11 protein-coding genes and 1 pseudogene are annotated in these 8,963 nt (G+C 60.8%); 4 read left to right on the top strand and 8 right to left on the bottom strand.

Translation table 11 applies throughout. The annotated features are described in order from the left end of the window. Positions 1 to 35 precede the first annotated feature (35 nt). Genes POI8812_RS16810 through POI8812_RS16830 form a run of 5 tightly spaced genes read right to left on the bottom strand, consistent with a single transcriptional unit; the run spans position 36 to position 3,879 of the window. On the bottom strand, positions 36 to 449 hold the full coding sequence (locus tag POI8812_RS16810; RefSeq protein ID WP_108783744.1) for a hypothetical protein: 414 nt from the start codon (positions 447 to 449) through the stop codon (positions 36 to 38). A gap of 6 nt (positions 450 to 455) precedes the next feature. After that, entirely contained in the window at positions 456 to 836 is a 381-nt protein-coding gene (locus POI8812_RS16815; protein ID WP_108783745.1) for a hypothetical protein, read from the bottom strand. Next, positions 833 to 2,959, bottom strand: a complete 2,127-nt coding sequence (locus POI8812_RS16820; RefSeq protein ID WP_108783746.1) for a thioredoxin domain-containing protein — start codon at positions 2,957 to 2,959, stop codon at positions 833 to 835. The genes POI8812_RS16815 and POI8812_RS16820 overlap by 4 nt, the downstream gene beginning before the upstream one ends. Next, the gene (locus POI8812_RS16825; protein WP_108783747.1) at positions 2,956 to 3,411 is read right to left on the bottom strand and encodes a hypothetical protein; all 456 of its coding nucleotides are present in this window, start codon (positions 3,409 to 3,411) and stop codon (positions 2,956 to 2,958) included. The genes POI8812_RS16820 and POI8812_RS16825 overlap by 4 nt, the downstream gene beginning before the upstream one ends. A gap of 18 nt (positions 3,412 to 3,429) precedes the next feature. Beyond that, positions 3,430 to 3,879, bottom strand: coding sequence for a hypothetical protein (locus POI8812_RS16830; RefSeq protein ID WP_108783748.1), 450 nt, complete (start codon positions 3,877 to 3,879; stop codon positions 3,430 to 3,432). 178 nt (positions 3,880 to 4,057) lie between these two features. On the opposite strand from POI8812_RS16830, the gene POI8812_RS16835 reads away from it, so the two are divergent. Continuing rightward, entirely contained in the window at positions 4,058 to 5,752 is a 1,695-nt protein-coding gene (locus POI8812_RS16835; protein WP_108783749.1) for an NAD(P)H-dependent oxidoreductase subunit E, read from the top strand. A gap of 74 nt (positions 5,753 to 5,826) precedes the next feature. Beyond that, on the top strand, positions 5,827 to 6,336 hold the full coding sequence (locus tag POI8812_RS16840; RefSeq protein ID WP_108783750.1) for a hypothetical protein: 510 nt from the start codon (positions 5,827 to 5,829) through the stop codon (positions 6,334 to 6,336). Here the strand turns inward: POI8812_RS16840 and POI8812_RS17840 are convergent. Beyond that, positions 6,333 to 6,524, bottom strand: a pseudogene (locus POI8812_RS17840) (DUF1244 domain-containing protein); the annotation flags it as partial. The gene POI8812_RS16840 and the pseudogene POI8812_RS17840 overlap by 4 nt on opposite strands. 182 nt (positions 6,525 to 6,706) lie before the next feature. Between POI8812_RS17840 and POI8812_RS16850 the strand changes: the two are divergent. After that, the gene (locus tag POI8812_RS16850; RefSeq protein WP_211310420.1) at positions 6,707 to 7,258 is read left to right on the top strand and encodes an RNA ligase family protein; all 552 of its coding nucleotides are present in this window, start codon (positions 6,707 to 6,709) and stop codon (positions 7,256 to 7,258) included. 38 nt (positions 7,259 to 7,296) lie between these two features. Here POI8812_RS16850 and POI8812_RS16855 read toward each other — a convergent pair whose 3' ends face one another. Next, positions 7,297 to 7,593, bottom strand: a complete 297-nt coding sequence (locus tag POI8812_RS16855; protein WP_108783753.1) for a DUF1244 domain-containing protein — start codon at positions 7,591 to 7,593, stop codon at positions 7,297 to 7,299. Positions 7,594 to 7,843: 250 nt separating this feature from the next. Then, positions 7,844 to 8,608 carry an N-formylglutamate amidohydrolase gene (locus POI8812_RS16860; protein ID WP_108783754.1) on the bottom strand — a complete coding sequence of 255 codons (765 nt, stop codon included), beginning with the start codon at positions 8,606 to 8,608 and terminating at the stop codon, positions 7,844 to 7,846. Between the two features lie 167 nt (positions 8,609 to 8,775). On the opposite strand from POI8812_RS16860, the gene POI8812_RS16865 reads away from it, so the two are divergent. Next, the coding region (locus tag POI8812_RS16865) for a pyruvate kinase (RefSeq protein ID WP_245895449.1) at positions 8,776 to 8,963 on the top strand (188 nt) is incomplete at its 3' end.

Genomic DNA, 8,963 nt, shown 5'->3' on the forward strand with positions numbered 1-8,963 from the left:
CGGCCTGAACATATGCGGACGCGCGACCGGGTCTCTTAGACGCTCGGCACTTCCTCACAGATGACCGGGTCTTGCGTGATCTCGGTCACCTGCTGGATGGATGAGGACGAGAGCGTCGCGAACCGCACATAGATCTCGCCCTGATCCATGATCGGCCACCAGCAGTGGGTGCGCGGGTCGTCTGGGTAGTCAAAACAGATCGCAGCCCCCCTGACGGATATGTCGCCATTCACACAGGTGCCATCCGCCCGCGTCCATTTCGACCGATCCCGCGCCAGGAACTGTTCGATCCCGATCAACTGCCCAGTCTGCGCATCGCGAAAGGTCAAGGTGTTGCCAACGGCAATGTCGAGAAACTCATCAGGCGTCAGCAGATCCTGTGCGACCGCGCCGGTCGCGGGCAGGGCCAGTGCAAGGCTGAGAGACAGCGCCTTCAAGGATTTGATCATCAAAATTCACCCAATAAGATCGTCCTGTTCGCAACTCAGCGGCTGCTTTCCAATATCGGTAATTTCAAATCGACCGTCCCCGCTGACCGATTGCACCCACAGCCCGGTCGTGTCCTGCTCCACCCACCAGCAATGCTGCCGCTCGGGCGTGCCGTCATAGACAAAACACAGAGCGCCCTCCTGGGCGAAGACAACGCCTTCAATGCAGCTGCCATCAGGATATTGCTGGCTTACCGTATCATCCTCGCGGAACCGCTCACGCGTCGCATCGTCATAGTCGATGACATGCCCGCGCAGCAGATCGAGGGCCGCATCCGGCGGTATCGTCTCTTGCGCGGACGTCGCACCTGCCGCCCCAAGCATCATCAGGGTCCACAACACTTTCATGCCAAACGAAATTCCAGTTTCCGAGGCAGAAGGCAAGCCTCTTCCGAGCAGGGCTGATAGGTCAGCGTCATTGTGCCACGGCCGGACAGAGGCACCGCGACAGTGCCAAAATAGGCCGGGCGCCCCTCCCATATATCTGGCTCTGGCCAGTCTGCGTGAACGCCCTCCACATGGGCAGGGTAGAGATCTTCTGCACCTTCCGCCGCAATATGCCAGCCCTCCGCAATTGTCAGCGTCAGTACACCCGGGCGCAGCGTGATGGTGACCGGTCCCTCAACCCGGTGCCAGCCGGTCTGCCCAGCCTGCAAGATGCGGGCCGCGCGCAGGGCCTCAAGGCGCGCAACCGGCATCTCCGCCACCCGCCCGGAAAGGGCCTGCAGCAGCGTATTCGCACGTGCATCGCGGATCGCATCTGGCCGGGCCGCATTCATCAAAGCCAGTATTTCGAGCGCCGCGCTTTCCCCGGCTGGCGTTGCGCCGTCCTCGGTCTCGAAAACCGCGCCCAGCGGCCCATCCAGCGTCAGCGCAAGCCGGCCTCCGGGTGTGGCAAACCGCTCAAGCGCCGCATCCAACAACGCTTCGGCTGTGTCCATTCGGTTGAGTGCGTGGGCCGCAAGGGCCAGCCATGCATAGTCCGACAGGTTTGCCGCCTCCCGCCGCGTGCCATCCAGATCGAGGCGGGCGAGCGTATCAATCGGGCCGAGACGGGCCATCACGGCATCAAAGGCCCGATCGGCTGCTGCCGTCCAATCGGCACGCTCAAAAGCCGTTCCTGCATCGGCCATCGCGCGGATCATCAGCCCGTTCCAACCGCCGATCACCTTGTCATCACGCAACGGGCGCGGGCGGGCATCCCGTTGCAGCCTCAGCGCCGCCAATGCAGGATCGAGCCGCTCAAAATCAATCTCGGTGCCCGGACGCAAATGTGGTACCGGTCCCGCCTCCAATGTCGGCACCTCGTGCAGTCCAAGGGTCTGTGCGACCCAAGGGTCCTCAACCTCGTCCGGCGCAAAGACATAGAAGGCGCCCTCTTCCAGCTTGCCTGAGCTATCGAGCGAATCCGCATCCTCCGCCGAATAGAACGCTCCATCCTCGGCCGTCATGTCGCGCAGCACATAGTCGATGCAGCGTTCCACGGCCCGGGCCATCGCCGGATCGCCACTGGCCTGCCATCCCTCAATCAGTGCGCGGGTCATCAGCGCCTGATTGTAGAGCATCTTCTCGAAATGCGGCGTGCGCCAATTCACGTCGACCGTATAGCGGTGAAACCCGCCGCCAACATGATCGTGCAAACCACCGGCGATCATGCCGCGCAGGCTGCCCAGTGCCATGTCGCGGGCCACTGCATCCCCGGTCCTGCGCCAATGATCGAGCAGAAACAGCAGATGCCCCTCTTGCGGAAACTGCGTGCCATTCGAGAAACCGCCGTCCTCCGCATTGTAGAGCGATCCCAGATGCGCCAGCGCGGCAGGTGCGGCGCCGTCAAGCGCTGCTGGATCGACCACCTGTGTCTGCATGCGCTGAATGGCAGCGGAAAGCTGCGTGCCGACGCTCTCAAACTGATCGCGCTGGCCCCCTTGCCATCCTTGGGCAATCGCACCGAGCACCTGAAGGAAATGGGGAGTTCTGAAATAGGTCCCCGTGTGGAAGGGTCGCCCGTCAGGCAACATCCAGATCGAGTTTGGCCAGCCCGCGTGCCGATGTTGCAGCATCGTTGCCAGAATATAGACCTGATCCACGTCCGGGCGCTGCTCGCGATCCAGCTTCACCGGGACGAATTTGGTGTTCAGAAGGGCTGCGACCTCCTCATTGTCGAAGCTCTCCTCCTCCATCACATGGCACCAGTGGCAGGTCGCGTAGCCAGCGCTGAGGAATATGGGCAAATTGCGCCGCGCCGCCTCAGCCAGGGCTTCGGGTCCATAAGGCCACCAGTCGACCGGATTGTGGGCATGCTGGATCAGGTAGGGAGACGCCTCCGCAATCAGTCGATTTACATAACGCGGCTGATCACCCTCCATCAGATGGGTGCGCGGCACATAGCCGGGCCCCTTGGCCGCAAGCGCCGCGTTCAGCCGCGCATGAACCTCTGGCGTCAGCTCAGCCCCCGGCGGTGTCCGGGTCAACTGCTCAAACCTGCCGAGCAGGGAAAGCCGCCCTCCACGATCTCACCTGATTGCAGCGGCTCTTCGCTGGGTGCACCGTTGGCATCGACGGATGGGAACCAGAGCGTCCCCTCATCATCGATCATGTGCTGCGCGCAGACCAGAGAGCCGGGCCAGGCAAAGCAATAGGTTGTGCCCTGGTTGGCCCACTCACCCTCAAAACACTGCCCGTTTGGCAATTCGAACCGCACGGTGCGCCCATCGCGCAGGAAGAACTCGCGCCCGATATAGGTATCGCCGAGGAAATATCGCACCGAGTTGCCTTCGGCCATCGCCCTCCAATCCTCGACGTCGATATGGGTCGCACTGTCCGGCAGCACCGACATCATATCCTCATCTGTTGGTTCCTCTTGTGCAGCCAGTGGTGCTGCAAGAAGGCTCATGGCAAGGAGAAGGGGCAGGGTGTTACGCATCGAAAGCACTCCTCGAAATCAGCTCAACGCGGGCGCGTCGCAGGTAAAGGGCTGGGTCTGAATGTCATAGACCCCTTGGACGGAAGACCCGGTTGGAACACCATCGGGCGTCACCGGCAGGATCAGCAGATCGTCTTCGGCCCGTAAATGCCGGAAGCAGTACAGCCCCACAGGCCAGTCGAAGCAATATGCGCCGGTCTCGGGGATGTGGGTCCACTGTCCCTCCATGCACCGGCCAAAATCATCCTCGATATAAAGGGTGGAGCCCTGCGGGGGATAATGTTCCCGTGCAAAATGATCGTCACCGATCCGGTAAAAGACGGTCCGCCCGGAAACGAGATCAAGCCAGTCGCCCAGCGGGATATCCTCGGCCAAACCGGCCAGTTCGGGCGGCAGCGGCGGCAGATCCTGCGCCTTGGCGGGCAGGGCGGCCATGACCAGCACAGCCATCGTCAGCGACAGTCGCATTGCACTCACTCCGTTCATGGTTCCAAACATAGCGATGGATCGGACACTTACCATCCATCATCGGAAACGAATGCGCGACACGGTGTCGGCTTTGGCCCGGTTGAACGGCGTTTTTGTGCTGTTGTGACCGGCTGCGCGCGCATAGCCTGCGGGGCAAGATCGCGTAAGGGGAATTCGCATGGCACCGCTGGACGAGCGTAAAGGCATCTGGAAATCGGGTAAGGGCAAAGGCCGTACCCACACCAAGGGCCGTCCGCTGGAAGATCAGGCGCTGGACGAGGTGCGCGCACTTCTGGGCGATCGCCCGCGCCGCCGTGATCTGCTGATCGAACATCTCCACCTCATCCAGGACCGCTACAAGGCGCTGTCCGCCGCGCATCTGCGCGCCTTGGCCGAAGAGATGCGCATGGCGCAGGCTGAGGTCTATGAGGTCGCGACCTTCTACGCCCATTTCGACGTGGTGAAAGAGGGGGAAGAGATGCCCCCCGCGCTCACCATCCGCGTCTGCGACAGCCTTTCCTGTGAGCTGGCGGGCGCGCAGGAACTCATGGCCGAACTGGCCGAGCAATATAACGGGGGCCGCGAGGTCCGCGTGCTGCGCGCGCCCTGCATGGGTCGCTGCGACACCGCGCCGACGCTCGAACTGGGCCACAACCATATCGACTTCGCAACAGCCGCGAAGGTGGCGGCGGCCATCGCAGCAGAAGACACGCATCCGCACATCCCCGACTACGAGGCCTTCGACGCCTATCGCGCGGCAGGGGGCTATGAGACCCTCGAAGCGCTGCGTGCCGGTGCGAAAACGCCCGATGAGGTCCAGGACGAAGTGCTTGCCTCCGGCCTGCGTGGCATGGGCGGCGCGGGCTTCCCTTCGGGACGCAAGTGGAGCTTCGTGCGCGCGGCCGAAGGCCCGCGTTACCTCGCCGTCAATGGTGACGAGGGCGAGCCGGGCACCTTCAAGGACCGCCATGTCCTCGAACGCACACCGCACTCCTTCCTCGAAGGCATGCTGATCGCCGCCTGGGCCGTCGAGGCGGAGACCTGCTTTATCTACATGCGCGACGAATACCCCGCAGTGCTGCACATCCTCGCCGAAGAGATCGCAGCGCTTGAGGCCGCCGGTCTCGTAGCGCCGGGTTATATCGACCTGCGCCGCGGCGCAGGCGCCTATATCTGCGGTGAAGAAAGCGCGATGATCGAGAGCATCGAGGGCAAGCGCGGCCTCCCCCGCCACCGTCCTCCTTACGTCGCGCAGGTCGGCATCTTCGACCGCCCGACGCTGGTGCATAATGTTGAGACGCTGCACTGGATCGCGCGCATCGCCCGCAAAGGCGCAGACGTCTTTGGCGCCCACGGCGTAAACGGCCGCAAGGGCCTGCGCGCCTATTCCGTCTCTGGCCGGGTGAAGAATCCGGGCGTTTACGTGGTGGATGCGGGCCAGACGATCACGCAACTGATCGAGATCGCGGGCGGCATGCTCGACGGCCACAGCTTCACCGCCTACCAGCCCGGCGGCCCGTCCTCCGGCCTGTTGCCCGCTTCGATGAACGATATCCCGCTCGACTTCGACACGCTGCAAGAGCACGGCACCTTCATCGGCTCGGCGGCGGTTGTGGTCCTGTCAGACAAAGACCGCGCCCGCGACGCGGCGCTCAACATGCTGCGTTTCTTCGAAGACGAAAGCTGCGGCCAATGCACCCCCTGCCGCGTCGGCTGCGAGAAGGCGGTCAAACTGATGCAGGCCGACACATGGGACAAAGACCTGCTCGAAGACCTCTGCGAAGCGATGTCCGACGCCTCCATCTGCGGCCTCGGCCAAGCGGCCCCCAACCCAATCCGACTGGTGATGAAGCATTTTGCGGATGAGGTTTGAGGGGAGGGCTTTGCCTCCATTTATCTTAAGTGGGGTAAGCTTGTGAGTTGCAATCCTCGGAAGTGGCTTGGTCCATGATGCAAAGCAGTTCGCGTGGTGAATGCAATAATGAGTACATTTACGTCTACCAAATGGGGCCGTTTGCTAACGCGGTAACACACTTATTATTTTGGGCTTTCCTTCCTTCGGGACTGGCGTTGTTCATTGGTGGTCTGATCAACCTTGATTGGAAATTAACTCTTTTCGGTTTGGCGTTTTCGGTTGCGGCAGTGGCTTTGTACTTAGAACTGCGCCAAAATAAACGCTCGTCCGGTTATGTGCGGATATTGCCCGACAAGGTTCAGTTGCCAATGACAGCGGGTCTTCAGAACGCCGATTTCCTATACTTTAGCAGTGTTGTCGAAGTTCGGTCAGACTGGAATCATGATGATCATGAACCTGCTCTGATAGTTTCGGGCAATTCGCACTCGGCGGTCTACAAGATGATGTACTTTGATCGTAAGAGCAGTTTTGACAACTTCTGCCATCAACTCGAAGATCGAATAAAGGCACATAAAAAACTGTCTGACCGCAACGTGACCTAGTGGTTTTTGGGCACGGCCTCAAACTTCGCCTTTGTCTCCGCATTCGCCTCGGTCTGATACTTCGCCTTCCACTCCCCGAACGGCACGCCGTAGAACGCCTCTCGGCCCTCGTCTTTCGACATCTCGATGCCGCGCTCATTCGCCGCTTCCTGATACCAGCGGCTCAGGCAGTTCCGGCAAAAGCTCGCGGCTTCGAACCTGATCGGTGTAGTGATGACGCATTTTGCGGATGAGGCTTGAAATGCAAGCCGAGCCCGAACCAGCGCGCATAGACTTCGCGCTCTAACGGGCGTATTCAGCCCGTATGAAAAAGTACGGGCGCACATATCATCTACCGATTTCGCCGGGGGCGACCAGCGACGACAAGATCATGCAATCTGTCGATAGGCTTATGGTCGAAGATATCGTTGTGACCGAGAAGATGGACGGCGAAAACACAACAATCCATGCAGCCGGTTGCCATGCTCGCAGCCCGGATAGCCGCTACCACCCGTCTCGCGATTGGCTGAAGGCTTTCGCCGCCGGGGTCTCACCGATGCTTTTCGAGGATGAACGGATCATTGGCGAGAACCTCTATGCAAAACATTCGGTTGCCTATGATGCATTGCCGTCGTTCTTCCTTGGGTTTTCTTGGATCGTGGGCAACGTGATCCAGTCATGGGATGACACGTTGGAGCGGTTTGGGGAACTTGGTGTCACGCCAGTCTCAACCCTCTACCGGGGGGCATATCGCGATGGTCTGTTTGAGGACATTGCACATGCAATGAACTCGGATACGCAAGAGGGCTTTGTCGTGCGCACTGCAATCGCTTTTCCGGAAAGTGACATGCCGCTGAGCATGGGCAAGTATGTGCGCGAGGGTCATGTGCAGTCCGAAACGCACTGGATGCAGGCGCCGCTTGTTCCCAATCGCTTGGCGTAGGCGCGCCGATCCGGCCATCGGCATATCCATATCTGATGTTAGTGATCCTTCGGAACAGCCTCAAACTTCGCCTGGCTCTCTGCGCTCGCTTCGGTCTGATACTTCGCCTTCCACTCCCCAAACGGCATGCCGTAGAACGCCTCGCGGCCCTCATCCTTCGACATCTCGATGCCGCGCTCGTTCGCGGCCTCCTGATACCAGCGGCTCAGGCAGTTTCGGCAGAAGCCCGCAAGGTTCATCATGTCGATGTTCTGCACATCCGTCCGCTCGGCCAGATGATCGCGCAGGCGGCGAAAGGCGGCAGCTTCGAGTTCGAGTTGAGTTTGGGCGTCCATGACAAAATCCTCCGTTTGCCCTGACATAATACCCCGCGCCGCGTGCCGCCAGCGCCGGAGCCTCCGGCGGGGATATTTTAAGACAGATGAAAGGTTTTGGCTGGATAGTGGTCAAACGGTACAGGCGGGGACGCCGATGACCGTGACAGGTGAAGGCATTCCGGGCCGGGACGTGCGCCCGCGTCGCGGAATGTGGCTCCCGTTTTCATCTGTCCGGTAAATATCCTCGCGCGGCAGCGCGAAATCGTCCTCAGCCCTCAAAGCGAGAGTATGTCGACGGATCAGCCAGCAAGTCCGCCAGGTGAGCTGCGAGGTGATCCGCCCACGTGGCCTGCGCGTCGTTATCCGCGATCAGGTCATTGCGCAATTCGATCAACACGTTGGGCAGGCCGCGCTGCATCGCGTGGCGATCCAGGCTGTCGCCCTCGTATTTGCCCGAATAGGGTTCATTGTCACCGACGCACCAGCCATCCTGACGCAGGCGTTGCATCAATGGTTGCGCCACGCGCCCGTCGCGCCCGTCCCACAGGATGCCGACATGCCAGGGGCGCGGGGGGCGGTTGGCCAGTTGCGGTGTGAAGGAATGGATCGCGATGACGACAGGGATTTCCCCGCGCGCCAACACGCCGTCAACAGCCTCACGCACCGCATTGTGATAGGGGGTGTAGTGCGCGGCCATCCGCCGCGCGACTTCAGCAGCATCAACGTGGCGGTTTCCGGGCACAACCGACCGGTCATAAATCCGACGCACCAGTGTGGGGTCGTCTGGCCCGCGATTGGGATCGATGACGATCCGGCTGACCCTGTTCAGCACCGCTTGACCGCCCAGTCGCTTGGCCAGTGCCAGTGTCAGCCCACGTGCCCCGACATCATAGGCGATATGGCGGTTCAAATCGGCCTCACTCAATCCAATCGGCGCCACATCCGGCGGAATCCGGTTGGACGCATGATCGCAGGTCAGCACGATCCGGCTGTCCGGCTCTCCGGCAATGATCTCGAAACAGGCATCGGCCAAGGTGCAACCCTCTTACAGAAAATTCCCTCCCTCCCTAGACAAGCGGGTCGGATACGACCAGACAGGGCGCGCAAAAAGACAGGATATGTCCCGCTTTTTGCCTGACAGTCGCTGGCCCGAGAATTAGTCAGAACGTGACCGAACCGCTTTGAAGGACAAAGTTTATGATGAAACGCGACCGCCGCGTTAAGATAGTGGCGACATTGGGCCCAGCCTCTTCGAGCCGCACTATGATCAAGTCGTTGTTTGAGGCCGGGGCAGATGTGTTCCGGTTGAACATGAGCCATGGCAGCCATGAGGAGATCACCGAGCGTCACCAGCTGATCCGGGAGATCGAGCATGAGACGGGTCGCCC

Source organism: Pontivivens insulae (assembly GCF_900302495.1).
Classification (GTDB): domain Bacteria; phylum Pseudomonadota; class Alphaproteobacteria; order Rhodobacterales; family Rhodobacteraceae; genus Pontivivens; species Pontivivens insulae.

Coding starts and splice junctions, on each gene's coding strand:
- POI8812_RS16825 (WP_108783747.1), bottom strand. CDS start 3,411: ATGCGTAACACCCTGCCCCTTCTCCTTGCCATGAGCCTTCTTGCAGCA.
- POI8812_RS16840 (WP_108783750.1), top strand. CDS start 5,827: ATGATGCAAAGCAGTTCGCGTGGTGAATGCAATAATGAGTACATTTAC.
- POI8812_RS16855 (WP_108783753.1), bottom strand. CDS start 7,593: ATGGACGCCCAAACTCAACTCGAACTCGAAGCTGCCGCCTTTCGCCGC.
- POI8812_RS16810 (WP_108783744.1), bottom strand. CDS start 449: ATGATCAAATCCTTGAAGGCGCTGTCTCTCAGCCTTGCACTGGCCCTG.
- POI8812_RS16830 (WP_108783748.1), bottom strand. CDS start 3,879: ATGCGACTGTCGCTGACGATGGCTGTGCTGGTCATGGCCGCCCTGCCC.
- POI8812_RS16850 (WP_211310420.1), top strand. CDS start 6,707: ATGCAATCTGTCGATAGGCTTATGGTCGAAGATATCGTTGTGACCGAG.
- POI8812_RS16815 (WP_108783745.1), bottom strand. CDS start 836: ATGAAAGTGTTGTGGACCCTGATGATGCTTGGGGCGGCAGGTGCGACG.
- POI8812_RS16835 (WP_108783749.1), top strand. CDS start 4,058: ATGGCACCGCTGGACGAGCGTAAAGGCATCTGGAAATCGGGTAAGGGC.